The sequence below is a fragment of the Jeotgalibacillus marinus genome, from assembly GCF_040801915.1.
In the GTDB taxonomy this organism is placed as follows: domain Bacteria; phylum Bacillota; class Bacilli; order Bacillales; family Jeotgalibacillaceae; genus Jeotgalibacillus; species Jeotgalibacillus marinus.
The window spans coordinates 1-22,986 of the sequence record NZ_JBFMIA010000006.1 but is presented as its reverse complement, the minus strand read 5'-3'; the positions used below and the strand labels follow the sequence as shown (position 1 = coordinate 22,986).

Annotated in this window: 23 protein-coding genes and 2 riboswitches; of the genes, 3 read left to right on the top strand and 20 right to left on the bottom strand. The window is 40.7% G+C overall.

Going from position 1 to position 22,986, the window contains the following annotated elements; genetic code table 11:
• Window positions 1-136 precede the first annotated feature (136 nt).
• Window positions 137-457, top strand: coding sequence for a helix-turn-helix domain-containing protein (locus tag AB1471_RS08755; protein WP_367779378.1), 321 nt, complete (start codon window positions 137-139; stop codon window positions 455-457).
• 72 nt (window positions 458-529) lie between these two features.
• Here AB1471_RS08755 and sinI read toward each other — a convergent pair whose 3' ends face one another.
• The 17 genes from sinI to AB1471_RS08670 form a co-directional block, all read right to left on the bottom strand.
• Entirely contained in the window at window positions 530-646 is a 117-nt protein-coding gene (sinI, locus tag AB1471_RS08750) for a DNA-binding anti-repressor SinI (protein WP_367779377.1), read from the bottom strand.
• 34 nt (window positions 647-680) lie between these two features.
• Window positions 681-776: riboswitch (cyclic di-GMP riboswitch) on the bottom strand.
• 346 nt (window positions 777-1,122) lie between these two features.
• Window positions 1,123-2,382: a phosphoribosylamine--glycine ligase gene (purD, locus tag AB1471_RS08745; RefSeq protein ID WP_367779376.1), complete on the bottom strand. Its 1,260-nt coding sequence runs from the start codon at window positions 2,380-2,382 to the stop codon at window positions 1,123-1,125.
• Window positions 2,383-2,509: 127 nt separating this feature from the next.
• Window positions 2,510-4,045, bottom strand: coding sequence for a bifunctional phosphoribosylaminoimidazolecarboxamide formyltransferase/IMP cyclohydrolase (purH, locus tag AB1471_RS08740; protein ID WP_367779375.1), 1,536 nt, complete (start codon window positions 4,043-4,045; stop codon window positions 2,510-2,512).
• A gap of 2 nt (window positions 4,046-4,047) precedes the next feature.
• Window positions 4,048-4,656, bottom strand: coding sequence for a phosphoribosylglycinamide formyltransferase (gene purN / locus AB1471_RS08735; protein WP_367779374.1), 609 nt, complete (start codon window positions 4,654-4,656; stop codon window positions 4,048-4,050).
• A gap of 18 nt (window positions 4,657-4,674) precedes the next feature.
• Window positions 4,675-5,709 (bottom strand): phosphoribosylformylglycinamidine cyclo-ligase, encoded by a 1,035-nt coding sequence (purM, locus tag AB1471_RS08730; RefSeq protein WP_367779373.1) that lies wholly within the window; start codon window positions 5,707-5,709, stop codon window positions 4,675-4,677.
• 11 nt (window positions 5,710-5,720) lie between these two features.
• Complete coding sequence (gene purF / locus AB1471_RS08725; RefSeq protein ID WP_367779372.1) at window positions 5,721-7,142, bottom strand: amidophosphoribosyltransferase; 1,422 nt, start codon at window positions 7,140-7,142, stop codon at window positions 5,721-5,723.
• A complete protein-coding gene (purL, locus tag AB1471_RS08720; RefSeq protein WP_367779371.1) occupies window positions 7,127-9,343 on the bottom strand; it encodes a phosphoribosylformylglycinamidine synthase subunit PurL in 2,217 nt (738 codons plus the stop codon). The genes purF and purL overlap by 16 nt, the downstream gene beginning before the upstream one ends.
• Window positions 9,327-10,013, bottom strand: coding sequence for a phosphoribosylformylglycinamidine synthase subunit PurQ (gene purQ / locus AB1471_RS08715; RefSeq protein ID WP_367779370.1), 687 nt, complete (start codon window positions 10,011-10,013; stop codon window positions 9,327-9,329). Before purQ ends, purL begins: the two co-directional genes overlap by 17 nt.
• Window positions 10,010-10,264: a phosphoribosylformylglycinamidine synthase subunit PurS gene (purS, locus tag AB1471_RS08710; protein WP_367779369.1), complete on the bottom strand. Its 255-nt coding sequence runs from the start codon at window positions 10,262-10,264 to the stop codon at window positions 10,010-10,012. The genes purQ and purS overlap by 4 nt, the downstream gene beginning before the upstream one ends.
• Complete coding sequence (gene purC, locus AB1471_RS08705; protein ID WP_367779368.1) at window positions 10,261-10,977, bottom strand: phosphoribosylaminoimidazolesuccinocarboxamide synthase; 717 nt, start codon at window positions 10,975-10,977, stop codon at window positions 10,261-10,263. The genes purS and purC overlap by 4 nt, the downstream gene beginning before the upstream one ends.
• A 72-nt stretch (window positions 10,978-11,049) precedes the next feature.
• Complete coding sequence (purB, locus tag AB1471_RS08700; RefSeq protein ID WP_367779367.1) at window positions 11,050-12,348, bottom strand: adenylosuccinate lyase; 1,299 nt, start codon at window positions 12,346-12,348, stop codon at window positions 11,050-11,052.
• Between the two features lie 15 nt (window positions 12,349-12,363).
• Entirely contained in the window at window positions 12,364-13,491 is a 1,128-nt protein-coding gene (gene purK, locus AB1471_RS08695) for a 5-(carboxyamino)imidazole ribonucleotide synthase (protein WP_367779366.1), read from the bottom strand.
• Window positions 13,484-13,975, bottom strand: coding sequence for a 5-(carboxyamino)imidazole ribonucleotide mutase (gene purE, locus AB1471_RS08690; protein ID WP_367779364.1), 492 nt, complete (start codon window positions 13,973-13,975; stop codon window positions 13,484-13,486). Before purE ends, purK begins: the two co-directional genes overlap by 8 nt.
• A 147-nt stretch (window positions 13,976-14,122) precedes the next feature.
• Window positions 14,123-14,224, bottom strand: a riboswitch (purine riboswitch).
• A 78-nt stretch (window positions 14,225-14,302) separates the two neighbouring features.
• Window positions 14,303-14,500 carry an NETI motif-containing protein gene (locus AB1471_RS08685; protein ID WP_367779363.1) on the bottom strand — a complete coding sequence of 66 codons (198 nt, stop codon included), beginning with the start codon at window positions 14,498-14,500 and terminating at the stop codon, window positions 14,303-14,305.
• A 326-nt stretch (window positions 14,501-14,826) separates the two neighbouring features.
• Window positions 14,827-15,219, bottom strand: a complete 393-nt coding sequence (locus AB1471_RS08680; RefSeq protein ID WP_367779362.1) for a hypothetical protein — start codon at window positions 15,217-15,219, stop codon at window positions 14,827-14,829.
• Window positions 15,220-15,348: 129 nt separating this feature from the next.
• Window positions 15,349-15,462 carry a hypothetical protein gene (locus AB1471_RS08675; RefSeq protein WP_367779516.1) on the bottom strand — a complete coding sequence of 38 codons (114 nt, stop codon included), beginning with the start codon at window positions 15,460-15,462 and terminating at the stop codon, window positions 15,349-15,351.
• A 318-nt stretch (window positions 15,463-15,780) separates the two neighbouring features.
• Window positions 15,781-16,599 (bottom strand): purine-nucleoside phosphorylase, encoded by an 819-nt coding sequence (locus tag AB1471_RS08670; protein ID WP_367779361.1) that lies wholly within the window; start codon window positions 16,597-16,599, stop codon window positions 15,781-15,783.
• A 976-nt stretch (window positions 16,600-17,575) separates the two neighbouring features.
• Between AB1471_RS08670 and AB1471_RS08665 the strand changes: the two genes are divergently transcribed.
• Window positions 17,576-17,866 carry a hypothetical protein gene (locus AB1471_RS08665; protein ID WP_367779360.1) on the top strand — a complete coding sequence of 97 codons (291 nt, stop codon included), beginning with the start codon at window positions 17,576-17,578 and terminating at the stop codon, window positions 17,864-17,866.
• 164 nt (window positions 17,867-18,030) lie between these two features.
• Here AB1471_RS08665 and nadA read toward each other — a convergent pair whose 3' ends face one another.
• Genes nadA through nadB form a run of 3 tightly spaced genes read right to left on the bottom strand, consistent with a single transcriptional unit; the run spans window position 18,031 to window position 21,548 of the window.
• On the bottom strand, window positions 18,031-19,146 hold the full coding sequence (gene nadA, locus AB1471_RS08660; RefSeq protein WP_437342349.1) for a quinolinate synthase NadA: 1,116 nt from the start codon (window positions 19,144-19,146) through the stop codon (window positions 18,031-18,033).
• The gene (gene nadC, locus AB1471_RS08655; protein ID WP_367779359.1) at window positions 19,139-19,999 is read right to left on the bottom strand and encodes a carboxylating nicotinate-nucleotide diphosphorylase; all 861 of its coding nucleotides are present in this window, start codon (window positions 19,997-19,999) and stop codon (window positions 19,139-19,141) included. Before nadC ends, nadA begins: the two co-directional genes overlap by 8 nt.
• Window positions 19,953-21,548 (bottom strand): L-aspartate oxidase, encoded by a 1,596-nt coding sequence (gene nadB / locus AB1471_RS08650; protein WP_367779358.1) that lies wholly within the window; start codon window positions 21,546-21,548, stop codon window positions 19,953-19,955. The genes nadC and nadB overlap by 47 nt, the downstream gene beginning before the upstream one ends.
• 119 nt (window positions 21,549-21,667) lie before the next feature.
• Here nadB and AB1471_RS08645 point away from each other — a divergent pair, with 119 nt between their 5' ends.
• A complete protein-coding gene (locus tag AB1471_RS08645; RefSeq protein ID WP_367779357.1) occupies window positions 21,668-22,804 on the top strand; it encodes an IscS subfamily cysteine desulfurase in 1,137 nt (378 codons plus the stop codon).
• Window positions 22,805-22,986 lie beyond the last annotated feature (182 nt).

The following is a 22,986-nucleotide window of genomic DNA, read 5'->3' as shown; positions in this document are numbered from 1 at the left end:
GTAAAATTTATCATCTAACCCATAAATTGGAGTTGTGGTTTTTATAATTATTCGTGCGTTATAGTGTCCATTCTAAAGGAGTATGGTAAAATTACTTTATATTGAAAATCAATACGATTCAAGGTAGGTGATGTTTATGATTGGTGACCGGGTAAAGTCTTTACGTAAAGAAAAAAAAATCTCGCTTTCTGAACTAGCTGAAAAAGCGGGTGTTGCAAAATCATACGTAAGTTCATTAGAGCGAAATCTTCAACAAAATCCCTCCATTCAATTCTTAGAAAAGATTGCTCCAGTATTAGGTGTGAAGGTTAATTCTTTACTAGACCCAGACGATAAACAAACGAACATGGACACAGAGTGGATAATTTTAGCTAAATCAGCAATGGATTCAGGCATTTCAAAAGACCAGTTTAAAGAATTTATTGAGTTCAATAAATGGCGAAAAAATCAAAAATGACCTGTGCGAGCTTTCGCTTAGGTCATTTTTCATTCATTTATGAAAGTAAAAATGCTCCTGCAAACACGCCTCTTATTGGCAGTCATTCCCTTTTAAACAATCATTAATTTCTTGTTCAGTAATACCTGCTCCTAACGCTTCTTGAATCAAGGCTACCCATTCTAAATCAAGTTCTATTGTCTGACCCATTTATCCCCCTCCTAAAATACTAATGTGCAGTACCTCAGGCAGCCCAGCCGTCTTGGCATTCATTTCTTGATATGCCGTAGACCCGTTGGCTTTGCGTCCCAACTTTTCAATTGGTTTGCCTTTATCTGGTGTGATCATCAAGCTGATTACAGCCGTTCAGATTTTAAAAGAGTCATTTTCTTAATTTCTCTGCTATTATATTATCATCAGTTGCTATATACCTTAAATAGTTATAAAGACCTAAACTATCTGACTTTTCCAACATTTTATGAGCGCTTTTTTACGCTTCATATAATAAGTTAACTTTTGGTGTCGATTAGTATGTACGATATGTTCATTTACTTCATAAAACGACCTTTCTTTGTAGAACGATCGGTGCAAAAAGATTTTCTCTAGAAAAGAGACAAAACAACTCCAGCGGTCAACACTACTATTTAAATAAAAAAATGAACCCATAATCAGGTTCATTTTTAAAATTATTTTGTTATTGCACGATGTCCAATATCATTTCGATAAAAAAGGCCTGCAGTATTTTTATTCTCTATTTTTTCATATATCTTTTGTTGAGCTTCTTGAATGGTTCCACCAGCTGTAGCAAGGAGCAATACTCTTCCACCAGTTGAAATAAGTTTATTTTCTTCCCATTCCGTACCCGCGTGAAAAATCATCGTTTCTTGATCTTGTTGTTCAAAAGCGTTTAATGACAGACCTTTTTCATACTTTCCCGGATAGCCTTCGGCGGCTAATACGACGCCTACCAGTGATTTTTCTGACCAAACAACTTCTGGCTTTGTTCCTTTTAGCAACTGTAAAATCACCTGTGCTAAATCGGATTCTAACCGTGGAAGGACCACTTGAGTTTCTGGGTCTCCAAAGCGTGCATTAAATTCGATGACTTTTGGTCCTCCCGTTGTCATAATCAATCCAGCATATAAAACTCCTGTGAACGGACGACCTTCTGCAATCATCGCATCAACGACTGGTTGTACAATCGTTTCAAGTGCATCTGACGTCAAATTTCTTGGCAAATGTGGTATTGGTGAGTAAGCTCCCATACCACCAGTATTTGGTCCACGATCGCCATCATATGCTCGTTTATGATCCTGTGCGAGCTCTAGTGGCAAGATAACATCTTCGTGAACAAGAGACATTAAAGAAAATTCTTCACCCTGTAAAAACTCTTCAACGACAATTTGTGCAGATGAGGAGCCAAATTGACCGTGAACGAGCATATCATCTACTGCCGTTATCGCTTCCTCGAGTGTCATCGCAACAATCACACCTTTTCCAGCTGCTAAGCCATCTGCTTTAATGACAATCGGGGCACCTTGCTTTTGTATATAGCTCTTTGCTTGGTCAGCATCAGTAAACGTTTCATAAGCTGCCGTTGGGACGTTATACTTTTTCATTAAGTCTTTCGCAAATGATTTACTTCCTTCAATGATTGACGCTTTTTTTGTTGGACCAAAAACAGCCAGACCTTCTGCTAAAAATACATCTACAACCCCTTCAGCTAAAGGTTGTTCAGGTCCCACAATCGTTAATTCCACGTTTTCTTCTTTAGCAAAATTCACCAAAGCTGCATGGTTATTTTCTTCGATTGCCACACGTTCTGCTACATCCGAAATACCCGCATTCCCAGGGGCACAAAAAACCGTTTTAACAGAGGGAGCTTTTGACAACGAGTAACAAATTGCGTGTTCTCTTCCTCCTCGACCAATCACAAGAACATTCATGGTGACACTCCTTTTACTCTTTATCTTTTAGATTAAAAAAGGGGCTGACTCAAATTGAGCGAGTCAGCCGAATAGACATGGACATGAGTAAGATGCTTTGGACATGGAACATCTTACAGATCAGTAATTAGTGTTTAAAGTGACGAACACCCGTTAAAACCATTGTAATCCCATATTCATTCGCTTTACGGATGGAGTCTTCATCACGAATGGAGCCTCCAGTTTGAATGATCGATGTAATTCCCGCTTTGGCTGCGGCTTCTACGGTATCATCCATCGGGAAAAATGCATCAGATGCCAGACTAGCACCTTTCGCTCCTTCTCCCGCTTGTTCTAGTGCGATCTTAGCTGCACCGACGCGATTCATTTGACCCGCTCCGATTCCGAGGGTCATGAAAGCATCAGCCACGACGATTGCGTTGGACTTAACGTGTTTCACAACCTTCCAAGCCATCTTCATAGCTGCCCATTCTTCTTCAGTAGGCTTGCGATCCGTTGCCACTCGAACATCTGCATTTTGGAGTGTGAAATGATCTTGTTCTTGTACAAGTAATCCACCTTCAACGGATGTGTAAATTAATTCATGCTCTTTCTTACGGTCAAATGGAACAGTCAGTAAGCGAAGGTTTTTCTTTGTTGTTAAAATTTCCATTGCTTCCTCTGTGAAGGCAGGAGCAATAATAATTTCTAAAAAGATATCAACAAGCTTTTGAGCTGTTTTTCCATCTACTTCACGATTGAAAGCGACAATCCCACCAAAAATCGACGTTGGGTCAGCTTCAAACGCTTTTTGAAAGGCTTCAAAAGGACCTTCTCCCGTACCAACACCACATGGGTTCATATGCTTCACTGCTACTGCTGCTGGTTCATCAAAATCTTTTACAATTTGAAGTGCAGCATCCGCATCTTTAATGTTATTGTACGAAAGCTCTTTTCCATGATGTTGTTTCGCGTGTGCAATCGAAAATTCAGAGCCCAGTGGATTACGATAGAAAGCAGCTTGTTGGTGTGGATTTTCACCGTACCGTAAATCCTGCTGTCTTTCATATGTAAGTGTCATGCGCTCAGGATTTTCTTCCCCAACTGCTTTGGTTAAATACTGAGAAATGTAAGCGTCATACGCAGCTGTGTGACGGAAAACTTTCGCCGCGAGCTTACGTCGTGTAGCAAAATCAACTGCGCCATCTTCTTTTAGTTGCTCAAGAACGGTGTCGTAATCAAGCGCGTCCACTACCACCGTAATGTAAGCATGGTTTTTTGCGGCAGCACGAAGCATCGTTGGTCCACCGATATCAATGTTTTCAATCGCTTCATCAGTTGTAACATTTGGCTTCACAATTGTTTGTTGAAAAGGATAAAGATTTACACAAACAAGATCGATTGGTTGGATGCCTTGTTCTTCTAACTGAGCTAAATGTGCTTCATTATCTTGTTTCGCTAAAAGTCCTCCATGAATGGAAGGATGCAACGTTTTCACGCGTCCTTCAAGAATTTCAGGAAAGCCTGTTATTTCATCGACACCTGTAACAGCTACATTGTTTTCTTTTAACAGATTTTTCGTGCCACCTGTTGACAAGATTTCATAGCCAAGATTGTGGAGTGCTTCAGCAAATTCCACAATCCCTGCTTTATCCGATACGCTTATGAGTGCTCGCTTTGCCATCGTCATTCCTCCATCCTTTCGTTAGCATTCACCATATGAACGCCCTTTTTAGTAAATAGTTGTTGGAGTGTCTCAGGGTACAGTTCATGTTCAATGAAATGAATTTGGTCTTCAATCACTGAACGACTCATGTCACCTTGAACATGAAAGGACTGCTGGGAAATGATCGGACCTGTGTCCATCCCTTCATCCACAAAATGAACGGTCACACCCATCACTTTTACACCGTAATCAATAGCTTGTCCAACCGCGTCCTTGCCAGCAAACGCAGGTAATAGAGAGGGGTGAATATTGATGATTCTCTTTTCATACGACGTTAGCAATACCGTTCCTATTAAACGCATGTAGCCCGCGAGTACGATCCATTCGACATTTTTTGACTGCAACTGTTCAAGAATCACTCGCTCATACTGTTCTTTTGAAGAAAAGGATTTCGCTTGAAAAACAAAAGAATCAACTCCAGCTTGTCGTGCCCTCTCCATTACATAAGCATTTGGTTTATCGCAAATGAGGAGCTCAACTGTGGCATCTAGCTCTTTGCGTTCAATGGCTTGTAAGATCGCGCCGAAATTACTGCCACTCCCTGAAGCAAATACAGCTATTTTCGTCATGATGTCACCCCTTCTCTTTTACGCTTTAAATGATACGCGGACTTCATTTGCACCTGTAACTTCTCCAATAACATACCCTGTCTCACCTGTTGCTTTTAAAGAAGATAGTGTTTCATCGACATCCTCTTTATCTACCACAAGAACAAATCCGATTCCCATGTTAAAAACATGAAACAGCTCATCTTGTGTCATAGAGGCAGTTTCTCCAATGATGTCAAAGATCGAATGAATTGGCCAACTACCCAATTGGATCGAAACGCTCAAATCATCACGCAGCATACGAGGAAGATTTTCATAAAAGCCTCCTCCTGTTACATGCGCCATCCCTTTCACATCAACCTTCTTTAAAAGCGGTAAAACAGCTTTTGCATACAGTTTCGTTGGTGTGAGTAAAACTTCACCTAGTGGTTGATCTAAGCCATCAATCGTGTCTGTTAACACATAACCTTTATCTTCAAGAAGACTTTTTCGAACCAAGGAATAACCGTTACTATGGATCCCGCTTGACGGTAAGCCTATTAGCACATGACCTTCTTCAATGGACTCACCTGTGACGATCTCTTTTTTCTCACAAGCTCCTACAGCAAAACCTGCCATATCATATTCATCTTCTTCGTACATACCTGGCATTTCAGCTGTTTCCCCACCGATGAGTGCACAGCCAGATTGTTCACAGCCATCAGCAATCCCTTTTACAAGTTGCTCGATTTTTTCAGGAACGGCTTTACCAACTGCTAAATAGTCTAAGAAATAAAGAGGCTCTGCTCCCTGTGCAATAATGTCATTGACACACATCGCAACACAATCAATGCCAATCGTATCGTGACGATCCATCGCAAATGCCAATCGCAGCTTTGTGCCAACACCATCTGTACCTGAAATCAACACAGGTTCTTTATAGTCCAGTGATGATAAATCAAACATACCACCAAAGCTGCCGAAAGGACCCATCACACCAGGACGATTCGTTCGCTTCACATGTTTTTTCATCCGTTCTACTGATTCGTATCCCGCTTCTATATCAACACCTGCTTGACGGTACGCATTAGACATTTTAGTTCCTCCTATTGAGTAAGCTCTTTTTCATAAGGGTGAAGCGTGTCTGGATAAATTTCGGTCGGGTATTTACCAGTAAAACACCCTACACACTGACCACGATTTTCATCGCTATCCGGGCGTCCGATCGCTTTAACCATGCCTTCAACGCTTAAAAAGCTTAGCGTGTCGGCTCCGATAATTTGACGAATTTCTTCAACAGAGTTTGAACCTGCGATCAATTCTTCATGTGTACTTATATCAATGCCATAAAAACATGGATTTTTGATCGGTGGTGAGCTAATCACAACATGAACTTCTGTTGCACCCGCTTCTTTTAACATGTTCACGATTCTACGACTTGTTGTTCCACGGACGATTGAATCATCCACCATGACAACACGCTTGCCTTCTACTACACCACGAACAGGTGACAGCTTCATTTTTACGCCTTGTTCGCGTAGCTCTTGTGATGGCTGAATAAACGTACGTCCGATGTAACGATTTTTAATCAAGCCCATTTCATAGGGAATATTTGTCGCTTCAGCGTATCCGATCGCTGCAGAAATACTAGAATCTGGAACACCTGTTACAACATCCGCTTCAATCGGAGATTCCACTGCCAGCTGCTTTCCCAGACGTTTTCGTGCACTGTGAATGTTAACACCATCAATGTCACTGTCTGGTCTTGAAAAATACACATATTCCATGGAACAAATCGAACGGTTCGTTGCATATGTGAAACGCTCTGAACGAATTCCTTCGTCATTGATAATCAAGAGTTCTCCAGGTTCCACAGATCGAATATATTCAGCGCCAATAATATCAAAAGCACATGTCTCAGATGCAACCACGTACCCATCACCGATTTGCCCTAAAGAAAGAGGGCGCAAACCATTCGGATCAAGTGCGACCATAAGCTCAGTCTCGGTCATAACAACAAACGCATAGGCTCCCTTTAGCATGGTTAACGCATTTTTCACACGCTCGCTTAAGTTTTCATAGCCACTACGTTTAATTAAATGAGCTAACACTTCTGTATCAGAAGTTGTTTGGAAAATACTTCCTTGACGCTCAAGTTGATGCTTTAGAGCATTTGCATTTACTAGATTACCGTTATGCGCAAGTGCTAGTCCGTCAGTTTGTGAGCGAAAGAGTAGTGGCTGGACGTTTTCATAGCCACCACCACCAGCTGTAGCATAACGTACGTGACCAATCGCACCATGACCTTCGAGCTCATCAAGCTGCTGTTGACTGAACACTTCTGTTACAAGCCCTTCTCCTTTATGGCTATTCAGCTTTTGACCGTCAGATACGACGATCCCTGCGCCTTCTTGCCCGCGGTGCTGTAAGCTTTGAAGTGCATAGTACGTTAATTGTGAAGCTCTCTCGTGACCCCAAACCCCAAACACACCACACTCTTCATTAAGCCCTCTTAGCTCAGCAAGCATGAAATCGCTCCTCTCCAGCTTTCTTCAAATTCTTTCACTGAACGGTTCACAACCGTTTGACCTTCATTGCGGACGATGATTGCAGCTTGGTCAGTTACCATGCCAATTAGTTCAGCATCTACTGTCGATTCAAACGCCTTTCGTTGTTCAGGTGCAACAGACACTAAAAAGCGAGATTGTGTTTCACTAAATAAAGCTGTTACAGCAGAACCTTTTAAGTCTACTTCTACGCCAAGACCGTTCGTACCAAATGTTGATTCAGCAAGCGCCACTGCAAGTCCACCTTCAGCAAGATCGTGAGCTGAGGATACAAGACCTTGTTGAATGGCTTGTAACAATTGTTGTTGACGACTTTTCTCAATTGTTAAATCAAGTGCTGGTGCCTGTCCAAAAATACGACCATGCACGAGTTTTTGTAGTTCACTACCACCAAACTCTGTATTTGTTTCACCAATTACATATACAAGGTCTCCAGCGTTTTTAAACACCTGAGTTGTAATGTGCTCGACATTTTCAATTAGACCGACCATGCCAACAACAGGTGTTGGGTAAACAGCTGTGCCATTTGTTTCGTTGTAAAGTGATACATTTCCACCAATGACTGGTGCTTCAAGATCGTGACACGCTTCACTCATGCCATCAACTGCTTTTTCCATTTGCCAGAAAATTTCTGGGTTTTCTGGGTTTCCGAAGTTTAAGCAATCTGTAATGGCAAGTGGTACTCCACCAGAACAAACGATGTTACGCGCTGCTTCAGCTACAGCAATTTTGCCACCGACTTCAGGATCTAAATAAAGATAGCGAGAGTTACAGTCGGTCGTCATCGCTAATGCTTTCTCTGTTCCACGAATACGTAACACTGCTGCATCAGAACCAGGCGTGACAACTGTATTTGTACGAACTTGGTAATCATATTGATCATAAACCCATTCCTTACTTGCAATGGTTGGCTGTTTCAAAAGATCATTAAGCGTTTCTTCAATGTTGTCTACAACTGGTTCCTCGTTATGCATCGCTTGGAATTCACGATAATAACTCGGTTCACTTGAAGGTTTATGGTACACAGGTGCATCTTCAGCCAATGCATCAGCTGGTACATCTGCAATTACTTCGCCCTTATGAATCAAACGTAGATTTTTATCGTCTGTTACGTGACCAACAGCTACTGCATCAAGGTCGTATTTATGGAAAAGTTCTTGAATCTCTTCTTCGCGTCCTTTTTTAATGACGATGAGCATACGTTCTTGAGATTCAGACAGCATCATTTCATACGCAGTCATACCTGTTTCACGTTGCGGCACTAAGTCTAGATTCATTTCAATTCCTGAACCTGCTTTACTAGCCATTTCAGCTGATGAACTCGTTAACCCGGCTGCACCCATATCTTGAATACCAACGAGCGCATCCGATTTAATCAATTCAAGACATGCTTCAAGAAGCAGTTTCTCCATAAATGGATCGCCCACTTGAACAGCTGGACGCTTTTCATCAGAAGTGTCGCTTAATTCTTCTGAAGCAAACGTTGCACCGTGAATACCGTCGCGGCCTGTTTTCGCGCCAACGTACATAACCGTATTGCCTACACCTTTTGCTTGACCTTTTTGAATATCCTTGTGGTCAATTAATCCAACACACATAGCATTGACTAGCGGGTTACCATCATATGAAGCATCAAATTGAATCTCGCCGCCAACGGTAGGAATCCCAATACAGTTGCCGTAGCCTGCTATCCCTGCGACTACCTCTTCAAAAAGGTATTTAACACGAGCAGACTCCAATTCTCCAAAACGTAAAGAGTTAAGAACCGCGATTGGTCTTGCTCCCATTGAAAATACGTCACGTATAATTCCACCTACACCTGTTGCAGCCCCTTGGTAAGGTTCGATTGCCGAAGGATGGTTATGGCTTTCGATTTTGAATGCTACCGCTTGCCCGTCACCAATATCAACGATACCGGCTCCTTCACCTGGTCCCTGCAAAACGTGTTCGCCAGTAACCGGGAATTTTTTCAATAATGGTTTTGAGTTTTTATAGCTACAATGCTCTGACCACATGACGGAGAATAAGCCTGTTTCTGTATAGTTAGGCAAGTGACCTAAAATTGATTCAACCATGCCAAATTCTTCATCTGTTAGTCCCATTTCACGATAAATCTTTTCATCTTTTATATTCTGTGCTGTTGGTTCAAGCTGTAACGACATTTGAGTCCCTCCAATGCTTCACAATCGATTGAAACAATTTAAGTCCATCTGCGCTTCCGAGGAGCGAATCAACTGCTCGCTCAGGGTGTGGCATCATGCCAAGTACGTTGCCTTGTGCATTCGTAATCCCCGCAATATCTCCTAAGCTGCCATTTGGGTTGGTGCCTTCATAAGTAAAAGCAATTTGACCGTTTTCTAGTAACTGTTTATACGTTGCGTCATCACAATAGTAGTTTCCTTCGCCGTGGGCGATCGGAATTTGGATCGTTTGTCCGTGATCAAAGCTTGTGGTAAACATCGTTTCATTATTTTCAACACGTAGCCCCACTGTACGGCACATGAATTTTAAATTAGTATTGCGAAGCATCGCACCTGGTAGTAACCCTGCTTCTAGTAGAATTTGAAAGCCATTGCACACGCCGAGTACTGGTTTCCCTTGTTCAGCTGCCTTCACTACTTCTTTCATAACATTTGAAAAACGGGCAATGGAACCAGAGCGCAAGTAATCTCCATACGAGAATCCGCCTGGTAGTAAGATTCCATCAAAACCACTTAAATCTTCTGAATCATGCCATACAAACTCTACTTCTTCACCTAGCTCATCTTTAATCGCATGAAACATATCAATATCACAGTTTGATCCTGGGAACACGATCACCGCAAATTTCATTGTGTGATGGCCTCCTCCACCTCATACTCGAAGTCCTCAATGACTGTGTTTGCGAGAAGTTTTTCGCACATTTCTCTTACTACTTCATCAATTGGTCGATCTGACGGTGCGATTGTCACCTCTAAATACTTACCGATACGAACATCTTGTACTTCATGGTAATTCATTGCATGAAGCGAGCTTTTAACAGCAGTTCCTTGAGGATCTAGTACACTTTCTCTTAACGTTACGTAGATTTTTACCTTCATCATGATGAAACCCCTCCCAGTCGTGTAAATACCGTTTGATATGCATCTTTCAAACTACCTAAATCTCTTCTAAATACATCTTTATCTAGTCTTTGCTTCGTTTTTGAATCCCATAGTCTGCAAGTATCTGGTGAAATTTCATCCGCCAAAAGAATCGAACCATCTTTCGCTCTGCCAAATTCTAATTTAAAATCGATCAAGTCTACACCAATGTTGTTGAAAAAACCAGTAAGAATCTGGTTAATTTCAAGTGCTTTTTCACGTAAAATCGGTAATTCTTTTGGTTGGGCTAAAGAGAGAATCGCAATATGATCTTCATTGATCAGCGGATCACCTAGATCATCATCTTTGTAATACCATTCAACAATCGTTTGCTTCAGCGGTTGCCCTTCTTCTAGCCCAATTCTTTTGGCTAACGAACCAGCTGCGACATTTCTTACGACTACTTCAATTGGAATAATCTCCACATGGCGCACAAGCTGCTCATGATCTGAAAGCTTTTGAACAAAATGAGAATCAATTCCTTGTTCCTTTAGCTTGTCAAAAAGCAAGCTCGTTATTAGGTTATTTAACTGCCCTTTACCGTCAATACTAGCTTTTTTTTCACCATTAAAAGCTGTTGCAGAATCTTTGTATTCTAGCCAAAGAATCCCTTCTTCATTTGTCGAATACAATCTCTTCGCTTTTCCTTCATAGAGCAGTTGCCCTTTTTCCATGTGAAGTTCACTCCTCGTAATTCGATAATTTCACTTATTATAAGAAGAGAGGATCACACCTCCCTTTTACTACTATTCGTTCAGGCCAAGTCGTGTGAAGATCATATCTACATGTTGTAAATGATAGTTGTAATCAAAGCAGTCTTCGATTTCAGCAGGTGAAAGTTTTGATGTAATCGCTTCTTCACCTTCAACTAGTTCACGGAAATGCACTTGTCTTTCCCACGCTTCCATGGCTTTTGGTTGAACGGTATCGTATGCTTCTTCACGTGATAAGCCTTTATCGATAAGAGCAAGAAGAACACGTTGTGAATAAATAAGTCCTAGTGTACGATCCATATTACGTTTCATGTTTTCAGGGAAAACCGTTAAGTTTTTCACGATGTTACCAAAGCGGTTTAGCATATAATTTAAGGCAATCGTCGCATCTGGTAGAATCACGCGCTCAGCAGATGAGTGAGAGATGTCACGCTCATGCCAAAGTGGTACATTTTCATACGCAGTATGCATATAGCCACGAATCAAACGTGCAAGTCCGGTCATATTCTCAGAACCAATTGGGTTACGTTTATGAGGCATTGCCGAAGATCCTTTCTGACCTTTCGCAAAGAACTCTTCAACCTCGCGTGTTTCACTTTTTTGAAGTCCGCGTACTTCGACAGCAAATTTTTCAATCGAGGTAGCAATGAGTGCAAGTGTACCCAGATAATCTGCATGACGGTCACGCTGAAGTGTTTGTGTTGAAATCGGTGAAGCTTGCAAGCCTAGTTTTTCACATACAAACGACTCAACAAACGGATCGATATTGGCATAGGTTCCAACAGCACCTGACATTTTGCCAAATTCCACTCCAGTAGCAGCTAATTTAAAACGATCAAGATTACGTTTCATTTCTTCATGCCATAAAGCAAGTTTTAAACCAAACGTAGTTGGCTCAGCATGCACACCATGCGTGCGCCCCATCATGACCGTTAATTTATGTTCCTTTGCTTTCACGGCTAAAATTTCAACAAAACGCTCAAGGTCTTTTAACAAGATCTCATTTGCTTGTCTTAATTGGTAGGAAGTTGCTGTATCTACAACATCTGTTGAAGTTAAGCCGTAATGTACCCACTTCTTTTCTTCTCCAAGCGATTCAGATACTGCGCGTGTGAACGCTACAACATCGTGACGTGTTTCTTCTTCAATTTCTTTAATGCGATTCACATTAAATGAAGCATTCGCACGAATTTTTTGAACGTCTTCTTTCGGAATATCACCAATCTCTGCCCATGCTTCACAAGCTAAAATTTCAACCTCCAACCAAGCTTGAAAACGATTTTGTTCTGTCCAAATACTGCCCATTTCAGGGCGTGTATAACGTTCGATCATCGTCTATACCTCCAGTTATGTTGTCTTCCAAATTTGTGATTCATCAATTTTCTGTAAAGTTTGATCAATGTCATTTGTTAAAATCGTAACGTGACCCATTTTGCGGTTCTCTTTCGGCTCTGCTTTGCCGTATAAATGAATCGACCATTCAGGCGAATCATCCAACGCTTCTAGAACTGGCTTAACATGTTGCCCTAGCACATTTACCATAACAACAGGTTTGACTAAAGTTGTACTCTTTAACGGCCAGTTCGTAATCGCTCGAATATGCTGGTGAAATTGAGACGTTTCACATGCTTCAATCGAATAATGACCTGAATTATGAGGTCTTGGTGCTAATTCATTCACGTAAATTTCACCAGATGCAGTAACAAACATCTCAACAGCTAGTGTTCCAACAAGCTTAATTGTATCTGCTATTTGTAGTGCAAGCTTTATCGCTAAATCTTGTTCAGCTTGTTCCATTCTTGCCGGCACGATTGATTCATGTAATATATGATTCACATGAATGTTTTCGGCGATTGGAAGAGTCGTTGTTTGACCCCTTTCATTACGATGAACAATCACTGATATTTCTTTTGTAAAGTCAACGAATGACTCTAGTACGCACGGTCCATTTTTCTGTATTAATAATGTGCCATCCCTTAAATCTGACGCACTTTTTATTTTTACCTGCCCTTTTCCGTCATAACCGCCTGTTAACGTCTTTAATACAGCGTTAAACCCGAACGTTTCTATCTTATCATATAATTCTCGTTCGTTTTTAATAATTTGATAGGATGCAACAGGAACTTTTGCTTGATCTAACATTTCTTTTTCAAGTCGCCGGTCTTGAGTGATCCGAATCAGTTCTGAACCTTGTGGAATATGAGCAATCGATGAAAGCCATTCTAGTGCTTCTGCATCAATGTTTTCAAATTCATACGTGATGACATCGCTGACTTTCGCTAACTGCTGCAGAGCCTCTCGGTCATCAAACGCTCCCGTGATTTCTATATCAGCAATTTGACCACAAGGAGAGTTTGCTCCTGGGTCAAGTACAGCGATTTTAAAGCCTGCTTCCTTAGCTGCAAGAGCCATCATTCGACCTAGCTGCCCGCCCCCAATCACGCCGATCGTTTGTCCAGGTAAAATTTTATTCATGCAGGTCACCGCTGCTTTTCAGCACTTTTTCTTCGCTCACTTTTCTGCGATCTTGTAGTTTATCTGCAATAGAAGAATCAAACGCTGATAACATTTGAGCAGCCAATAAACCTGCATTTGTCGCGCCAGCTTCTCCAATCGCTACCGTTGCTACAGGAACACCGCCAGGCATTTGGACGATTGATAGCAATGAATCAAGTCCGTTCAGTGCTTTTGATTGAATCGGAACACCAATAATGGGTAATGTCGTTTTCGCTGCAACCATTCCTGGAAGGTGGGCAGCCCCACCTGCACCAGCAATAATGACTTTAAGTCCTTTTTCCCGCGCCTGGCTTGCATAGTCAAACATTAGATCCGGTGTACGATGTGCACTTACTACCTGTTTTTCATAAGGAATGGCTAGTTCATCTAGCACTTCACATGCCTTTTTCATCGTAGGCCAATCTGATGTACTTCCCATAATCACGCCAACTACAGCTGTCATCGTCTCACTCCAATTATCTATTTTAAACTTACATTCCCTCATGCATAAAAAGCCCAGGTCAACAAATTCCCCATTTTTTATGAAGGAAAGTTGTTCACCTGGGCTCCGAATGCATACCTATGTACCTAGATAGGACATAGTGGATTCCAAGGCATCACTTTCCCTCATAGTCCAGTCATTTACGGTAACCGGGTAGAAACTTCTGGGCCATATTCCCATGATTATATGAGGTCGTATGCTTTATTCGTGTCGTATTTTCGTATTTATCATAACAAGGTGACATGGAGTCGTCAACCTTAAGAACGAACATTATTATTTAAAAAATATTTATTGTTCGCTTTTCGTTCCTTGAAATCGAATTTTTTGCCGTATCGGTTCTCTTTTTACAGAAGATCCCTCTCTCACTTCTTGAAAAACTGGTTCTTCCATACGACGAATCGGACGAAAGCCAAGATCCGTCATCCTTTTCAAACAATCATCAATCGATTCTTGTTCTTCAACATCAAACCACATTTTCTTGCTCATTTTTCTTTCCTCCTGTGCTATTTTCCCTCTTCAAACGACACCGCTACAAAATATAGTTTCTTTTTAAGCGTGACAATGTCCGCTTCATAAAAAATTAAATATAAAAAGAGATTGATTACAATCCATCTCCTACATATTGTTCCCTACACTCTGCCGATATAACTTAAAAGCAATCCTACTAGTCACAAGGGAAAAAGTAAAGTTGATTTGTTTTTTTAAAAAAACATTACTTGCAGAGTAGGGTAACCTTTTTCAAGGCTACCCCCTCATCAAACCGTACGTGCCCTATTAAGGCATACGGCTTACCAATGTGTTTGACGTTTTAATCAGTTCTTTGCTAACCTTTGTTTTGCATAGTATATTTGGCGGATGCGCTGTGGAGTATAGTACTCTTCCCTGCGTTCTTTTTTTCGTTGGATCAGTCGCTCACGCTTCTTTATGCTCTTTTCTTTCAAATGCTGAACATACTCTTCGAGACTGTGACCATACTGCTTACCATAGTAATACTGGTACGCAGGCACTAAACCAATTTTCGCAAAAAATTCAATGGTCCTTTTTGTTATCATTGCCCACCCTTTTCGTTGGGTTGGATGATGATGAATCATCGCTACTCTTAAGCGTTTGCGAAAGATGAACTCTTCAAACTTCGGTTCAAGAACATTTACGACCGCTTGTTGAACGATTCGATCTTCGATCGTGGGAATGCCCGTCGCACGCAAAAAGCGCTTCCCTTTAAGGAAACGCTTTATTCTTAGACATATAAGGTAATGTTGCTCGCCTTGAAAGAGAATCACTTTACTTAGTGCAGACATTTATTTGGTATCTTGGAGTTCTTCGCTGAAAAACTTTCAAATGTTAAGACCAGTAACCCAATAATGGATGGCTAAACCACCAAAAACAGTTCGTAAATTAATAGACTTTCGATAGCTAGAAAAAATAAGAGTGCTACCAAGAATGGCAATGATTCCACATATGCCCCATTAGATATCCCTCTATAGCACCTCGTACTTTTCTATTTAGCTCTTCACCTTTCCACCTGGGCTCAGTTGTTACCTCAAACTCATCAGTTGAGGAAATCAATTCCAATTTATGATAGATAAACATTCAATTAATTCCTACACAAAAAGTTTAATAAAAAGGTTGCAAATTTGGGTACTGAAACTAGTAATTCCATTAGTTTCATGTAACTCTATAACTTCAATACAATCCACCCAATCATACCTAAAAAAAACTGAAACTGAAAATCCTCCCAATGCGAGAGCTTTGAACATCTTCCCTAATTAAATTTCTTCTATAACGCCCTTAACTAATTCGAGAAATTTCATTTTAACTTTACCAGCTACTTCAATTACCTCATCATGATTTAATGGTTGATCCAAAATTCCACATGCCATGTTTGTTAAACAAGAGATACCTAAAACTTTCATGTTCCCATGAACAGCCACAAGTGCTTCAGGTACGGTTGACATCCCAACGGCATCTGCGCCTAAGGTACGAATCATAAGAATTTCTGCCGGAGTTTCATAGGCTGGTCCACTCCACCAAGCATATACACCATTTTGCAGAGTAATGTTTTGTTCATTAGCCACTTTCGTAGCAATGCTTCGTAATTCAGGATTGTATACTTTGGACACATCCGGAAAACGAGTTCCAAGCTCATCATTGTTTGACCCAATTAAAGGGTTAGTAGCAACTAAATTAATGTGATCGGAAATCAACATTAAGTCCCCAGGTTGGAAATCTGTATTGACCGCGCCACATGCATTGGTAATAATCAATTCTTCTACATTTAGTGCCTTCATCACACGCACTGGAAACGTAACTTCATCTAGTGTAAAACCTTCATAATAATGAAAACGCCCCTTCATCGCTACAACAGTTTTTCCCTTTAACTGTCCAATTACTAACTCATTAGCATGTCCAATAGCTTTGGATTTTGCAAAATGAGGAATTTCACTATATGGAATAGTGATAGCGTTTTCAATTTCATCAGCCAATATTCCTAGACCAGATCCTAAAATCAATCCAATCGTAGGGCGGTCATCTAATTTGCTCATAATGAAGTCTCTAGCTTCTAAAATATCTTGTAATACGTGCATTAATAATTCCTCCTAAATGAAATAGATGTATCTTATCAAACTTTTAAAGTATTAAATCAACTCCTGTTAAATATTTTTGAATATTCTCATTTTAATTATAATAAGGTCTATAGCGATTGTAAATACGAAAAAATCATTATGATAAAAAGTTCAACAAAAAACGAGAATACACGTGATAGTTAAATAAAAAAACATACTCTTTTTTTATTTTTGATAAAAACCCAGAGTGCCTAGTTCGTCTTTTTATGAAACCTGTTAAAATACTAATTGAGTAAATTTCATAATTACTTCTTTTTAAAAGTTTCAGACCCTACTTTTTTAAAGGTCTACGGATAGCTTTGAAGGGTTGTAGAAAAGTGTGACTAGAGCAATACGAAGTTTAGCTTTTTCGATCATTATTTAAATGGAAAATCTCTATCAAATAGCATTTATCCATTCAACACCTCTTTAGAAGAAATCATAGCTCCCTCCACTTAGGTTCTTAATCATAAAATCTTGCATGTCAAATCGGATTCCTGTCTTATAATGGGGATAGGAAGGATTCCCTCAATAGTAAAAGTTTGTTTGCTTCATACTCATTTCTACATATTCATTTAATTTATTACCTATAAAAATTAGATTCTGGAAGAAATATACTGAGGCAATTCGTTAACTTAACATCACCAAAAGAAAAGAGTTTAAAACTTTTATATAGTTTAATTCGTATAACATTTACCTGAACTAGCAGGTTACAAACATGCGACTTGTGCACGTTTATTAGATGAACTCGTACAGGAAGGACTTATATATGATAGTGGAGTCGGGGAATCAAGTGGAGGAAGAAAACCATTAATGTACGTTATAAACCCCAACGATTACTACTTAATCGGGGTAGAAATTACAAGTTTATATACTACAGTATTGCAACTTGACTTAAAATTAAAGATCTTAGACGTTAAAAAATTAAAGATGGATTCAAAATATACGGGAGAGCAGCTTGCCAGCCATTCGAGACGAAGTCATCAGACGGTTGAAACGTGGTAAAGCCTCCTCTCTCCAAGAAGAAGTTAATGATATGGATGAGTTAGATTTTCACCATGTTTTAGAAGCTTTAGATAGGAAAGATCCACTTTGTTTAGAAGTAGTGAAGGAAGCCGCTCATTATTTTGGCATGGGTCTTACTAATTTAATTTTCCTTTTTCAGCCCAATATAGAATCTGCGGAGGAGTTCTGGTGCCAAAACCACTCTTCTACGATGCCGCCTTTGAGACAGCAGAAAAGCGAATGATTCAGTATCCTAATAGTCATGTCCAGATTACTAAATCAGCTGGATCCTACAATATCGTAGCTCAAGGAGCTGGATGTATGGTGTTAGATTATTTCACTGAAGAGATACTGACATGAAAAAGAACATGGGAATGATTTCCCCATGTTCTTTTTTCGTTCACCCTCTTACAATCGTACACTTTCCTGTTTTTTGCTCGATAACGAAAGCATTTTATCTAGTGCACGTTTTGCATCGTATGCAATGTCTTTATCGACCGTTATTTGATTATGTATTTCATTACGCTCGAGTGACTCTAGTATCCATGCAAGATGAGGGAGATCGATTCGATTCATTGTAAGGCACGGACACATAGTTGGATTTAATGAACGAATGTGCAAGTCTGGATAGTCGTTCTTCAATCGATTCACCAAGTTCATCTCTGTACCGATCGCCCATTTTGACCCTTTTTCAGCCTGTGCGATTGTATCAATAATATACTTTGTTGATCCAGCGTCATCTGCTAAACCGACCACTTCTCTCGTACATTCAGGATGCACAATAATCGAAATGGAAGGATCCTCACGACGAATTTGTTCAATATGATCTACCCGAAAGTTCATATGAACCGAGCAATGCCCTTTCCATAAAATCACTTTTACTTGATCAAGGTCGCCTTCATACTCAAGCTTTTCTCGAATTGGATCCCATACGGCCATTTGTGTAAGCGGAATGCCTAAGTCAAAAGCTGTATTTCTTCCTAAATGCTGATCTGGCAAGAAAAAGAGTCGATCCTTTTGCTCAAAAGCCCATTCGACCATTTTGCTTGCGTTCGAGGAAGTTACAGTGGCACCGCCGTTACGACCGACAAATGCTTTTATGGCTGCTGTGGAATTCACATACGTCACCGGAAGAATCGTATCGCCAAAAAGCTGCTTGAGTTTCTCCCATCCGCGTTCGGTTTGGTTGATATTTGCCATATCCGCCATGGAGCATCCTGCTCTCATATCAGGCAATATCACTTTTTGATGAGGAGTAGCCAAAATATCAGCTGTTTCAGCCATAAAATGAACACCGCAAAATACAATAAATTCTGCTTGATATTGCTTTGCTGCCACCTGAGCAAGCTGAAGCGAGTCACCCGTTGCATCGGCAAACTGAATCACTTCATCCTTTTGATAATGATGACCTGGTATAAAAAGTCTGTCTCCCATGCGTTTTTTTATCGCTGTCACGCGTGTGATCAACTCAAAATGGCTTGCCTCTTTATATTCAGCTGGCATCATCGTGATCATATCAAGCATACCTTGCTCTCTCCTTTCCCATCATCTTTAAATCAAGACTAATATCCAAACTTTTTACTGAATGAGTAAGTAAACCTAGCGAAATAAAATCCACACCCGATTTTCCATACTCATTCAATTGATCAATGGATATTCCACCTGAAGCTTCCGTCACAATCGATTGTGGCACTTGATTAATCCATTGACGAATTGTCTCTGCAGAACAATTATCAAACATAATGATATCCGCTTTTGATTCAATGGCTTGTTGAAGCTGTTCTTCCGTCTCAATTTCCACTTCAATTTTCACCATGTGACCGACTTGGTTTCGAACCGTCTCAACCGCTTGCCTGATCGAACCTGCATACGCAATATGGTTGTCTTTCAACATGACCCCATCGTAAAGACCGAAGCGGTGATTAACTCCACCTCCGCAGCGCACAGCGTATTTTTCAAACATTCTTAAACCAGGAGTTGTTTTTCTTGTATCACATATTTTTGTATGACAGCTATTCAGTGCTGTTACTGCTTGATTCGTTAGCGTTGCAATGCCACTCATCCGTTGAAGTAAATTCAATATTACCCGCTCGCCAGCAAGCAATGATTGAATTGGACCGGTAACTTCAGCTACGCGTTCACCACCCCTTACTTTTTGACGATCCTGTGTAAATAACTCAACGCGAACACTCGGATCTAACAGATGATACACCTCTTGAATCAAAGGCAGTCCAGCAATCACACCATCATCTTTTAGAATAAAATCTGCTTTGCCATGGTCATTTACTGTAAATAAGGTCTGGCTTGTTAAATCATGATCACCAAGATCTTCATGTAAAAACTGCTCGAGCAGTCTTCTCGCTTTTAACAAATTCATTGGTCTTTTTTCCCCCACTCTCTAAATTTCGCGTTATAAATTGAACAATTTGTCGACCTTCCCATTCCTTATTTTTCTCAGGAAAATCCACACAATAATGTGCGCCTCTGCTTTCTTCGCGCTCATAAGCTGATTTCGCGATTAAATAAGCTGCTGTCATTTGATGAATGCGCAAAATCTCATCTGCACGGTACCCACCCAGATCCTCGACATCCACTTTGGATAAATGGTCACCAAGTTCCCCCACAAGGTCTCCTAGTTTTTTGGATGTGCGTTCAATCCCAACATGATGCGTCATCAGTTCTTTTATCTTTGCTAAAAAAGGAGCCGATAGAAGCACTTTATTACCGGATCGCATGTGCACATGGGGGATTCTTTTATGCGATATGGGTTGATCTAAAATAAAATTTGCTAGTGATTCTCCGTACACAAGACCTTCTAGTAACGAATTACTCGCCAGTCGATTTGCCCCATGAACACCCGTGCACGCTACTTCTCCAACAGCATAAAGCCCATTAACAGACGTTTGACCAACCTGATTCACTTGAATCCCACCCATATGAAAATGAGCGCCTGGCTTTATTGGAATCATTCCATTAGACAAATCGATCCCTTCTTGCATGCATAATGATGTAATGGTAGGAAATCTTCCTGTGAAATTTTTCACATGATTGATCGATAAATAAATTTTTTCTCCTCCCATCATCCTGCGATACACTTCTCTTGCGACAATATCCCTCGGCGCCAAATCTTTAAGCGGATGAACGTGTTCCATGATTCTTTCTCCAGCAGCTGTTACTAATAACGCACCCTCTCCTCGTACCGCTTCCGAAATTAACCCGCAAGAACCATGATCCACCTCTAATACTGTCGGATGAAACTGAACAAACTCTAAATCTACCAATTTAGCTCCTGCATAATACGCTAAAGACAGCCCTTCACCATTTGCTGTTGCTGCATTAGAAGAATGCGTGAAAAGATTCCCACATCCACCTGTTGCTAAAACCACATGATCGCTATAAAAACTTAAGATTTCTCCACTAGACTCTACAACCTTAACTCCAACACATCTCTCTTGTTCAACTACTAATTCTACTACCGCGCAATAATCAATTAGATCAATTTGATGATCGATCTCTTTATATAAAAATGACGTTAATTTTTTTCCTGTTGCATCTCCCCCAGCATGCAAAATCCGCCGGTACGAATGTGCCCCTTCACTTCCTAATAAATACTCTGCGGATTCATCCTGATCAAATTCCATCCCTTCCGCAATTAATTCTCGGACAACTCTCGGCCCCTGCTGAACAAGGTAAGTAACAGCTAGCTTATTTGAGTGATTATCCCCAGCTTTAAGTGTGTCTTCATAATGAACCTTCCAATGGTCTTCTTCACTAAATGCTGAAGCGATGCCACCTTGAGCGAGCATTGAGTTACTGGTTGTCTGAGCACTTTTTGTAACGATCGCTACCCTCTTTTCAGCTGCTAACCGACGTGCCACAGCATATGCGGCGATTCCACTTCCCACGATTATGACATCATAGTGCATCAAGATTCACCTTTCTATCTTTACAATTGTCTTGACACCTATCTTTACATATCATTACACTAAATACAATACCTAATCTTGAGAAACATTTTCATCTAGTAGAAATGAGGAATGAAAACATGATTTACTTAGATTACGCGGCCACTACACCCATGAGAGAAGAAGCCGTAGAAACGTATATTCAAGCCACCAACCATTTCCCTGGAAATCCCAGCAGCCTACACGACACCGGTTCTGAAGCAGAGGATCTTTTTTCAACTTGTAAGCTAAAACTTGCTGAATTATTAAATGGCGAAAAAAACGGAATCTTTTTTACAAGTGGAGGATCAGAATCCAATGACCTCGCCATTCGTTCCATCGTAAAAGGCCATGCCCATCGCGGCCGACACATTGTAACAAGTAAGCTCGAACATCCCTCCGTTCTCGGGGCGTTCTCTACACTTGAGGAAGAAGGCTTTCGAATAACCTATCTTCCCGTTCAACCCGATGGACTTATTTCACTGTCAGTGATTGAACAAAACATTACCGCTCACACTATTCTAGTATCCATTCAGCATGTCAATCACGAAATTGGAACCACTCAGCACATTCAAGAAATTGGTGCTCTTTTAAAATCAAAGAGAATACCATTTCACTGCGATTGTGTTCAATCTTTCGGAAAACTTCCAATTGATGTAAAACAACTCAATGTTGATAGCTTATCCATCTCAAGTCATAAAGTAGGAGGACCAAAAGGCGTTGGAGCCGTCTACATCAATCCCAATTTACACTGGGAATCCGTTTATAAACTCGCTACACACCAACAAGGATTTCGACCTGGAACCATTAATGTCCCTGGAATTGCCTCATTTGTCACGGCATCTAAAATTGCCATAAATGAAATGACCGATCATCAGCAACACTACTTGTTATTACGTAAAAAATGGACCGATCTCATCCAACCCTACTCAAAATCAATCACTATCGAGGGAGCACAACAACTTCCCTCTATTGTTGGAATGACAAGCTCAAACGTCCAAGGCCAATTGCTCATGCTGGAGTGCAACCGTCGGCAACTCGCTGTCTCTACAGGAAGTGCATGTCACATTGGACAACAAAATCCAGCCACTACTATGACAGCAATCGGCAAAACCGTCGACGAAGCCAACCGATTCATACGCATTTCGTTTGGTCCCAATACAACAGAACAACACCTAGATCAGCTATATGAAGCACTGTTACCTTATCTTCAATTAAAGAATAAAATCGCATTATAAGATCTAACTTCACTTCCTCGAGCTCCTTGCCACTCGAAACACTCGCATGGTCCCGGTCCATTGATGGACAAAGGGCCAATTGAAAAGAAAAAAACCGCTCCCCAACGGGAACGGTTTTTTTATCATGTGCCTAGCGACGTCCTACTCTCACAGGGGGAGTCCCCCAACTACCATCGGCGCTG